The 1,322-nt window shown below is 59.7% G+C and carries 2 rRNA genes; both read left to right on the forward strand.

The features are described from left to right. Positions 1-709: ribosomal RNA gene (locus tag AC1AYN_RS10505) — 16S ribosomal RNA — on the forward strand; the annotation flags it as partial. A gap of 474 nt (positions 710-1,183) precedes the next feature. Continuing rightward, a 23S ribosomal RNA gene (locus tag AC1AYN_RS10510) occupies positions 1,184-1,322 on the forward strand; the annotation flags it as partial.

Below are 1,322 nucleotides of genomic sequence, written 5' to 3' on the forward strand. Positions count from 1 at the left end.
TCCACGGGTCCCGTGTCGGAGCCAACGCGTTAAGCATCCCGCCTGGGGAGTACGGCCGCAAGGCTAAAACTCAAAGAAATTGACGGGGGCCCGCACAAGCGGCGGAGCATGCGGATTAATTCGATGCAACGCGAAGAACCTTACCTGGGCTTGACATGTTCCCGACAGGCGTAGAGATACGTCCTCCCTTCGGGGCGGGTTCACAGGTGGTGCATGGTCGTCGTCAGCTCGTGTCGTGAGATGTTGGGTTAAGTCCCGCAACGAGCGCAACCCTCGCCCCGTGTTGCCAGCAGTTCGGCTGGGGACTCACGGGGGACCGCCGGGGTCAACTCGGAGGAAGGTGGGGATGACGTCAGATCATCATGCCCCTTACGTCCAGGGCTTCACGCATGCTACAATGGCCGGTACAGCGGGATGCGACATGGCGACATGGAGCGGATCCCTGAAAACCGGTCTCAGTTCGGATTGGAGTCTGCAACCCGACTCCATGAAGGCGGAGTCGCTAGTAATCGCGGATCAGCAACGCCGCGGTGAATGCGTTCCCGGGCCTTGTACACACCGCCCGTCAAGTCATGAAAGTGGGCAGCACCCGAAGCCGGTGGCCTAACCCAGTTTTTCTGGGGCGGAGCCGTCTAAGGTGAGGCTCGTGATTGGGACTAAGTCGTAACAAGGTAGCCGTACCGGAAGGTGCGGCTGGATCACCTCCTTTCTACGGAGAGTTCAGGGCGAGGGTTTCTCGTCCGGTGTGTGCCCCGCGCGTGCGATCGTCGCACGGTCGGTCGGGGTTGCTGGTGTGGAAGAGATCATTGGCTTTTCGGGTCGTCCCTCTTGGGGGTGGCCGGTGGGTGGTGTGGCATGCTTTTGGGTTCCCGGACCGCCACTGCCGGGGTCCGCGCGGGTGTTTGCCGTGCGGGTCTTCCGGTGTGCGGGTCCGATGCCTCCTTGGCTTGGTTTGCCGGCTTTTGTCGGTGTGGCTGGCTGGGGTGTGTGTTGGTGGTTTGAGAACTGGATAGTGGACGCGAGCAAGAAAAGTGTTTTTCTTGTTTCTGTTGATTTCGAATGGACTCCGAGATGTTTTTTTGTCTTGGGTGTTCGTTCGGTCGTTTTGTGATCATTTTGACATGTTGTGTTGATGTGTCGTCCGATGTATTCGCGAATTTGGTTTTCGCCGGTGACGCTTTCGTGTGTTGCTGGTGAGGGCGCAGTGGTGGATGCCTTGGCGGACAGGACCGATGAAGGACGTGTGGGGCCGCGATAGGCCTGGGGGAGCCGCCGACAGGGCTTTGATCCCAGGATGTCCGAATGGGGGAACCCGCCACCCT

It is taken from the genome of Bifidobacterium sp. LH_413 (assembly GCF_056357015.1).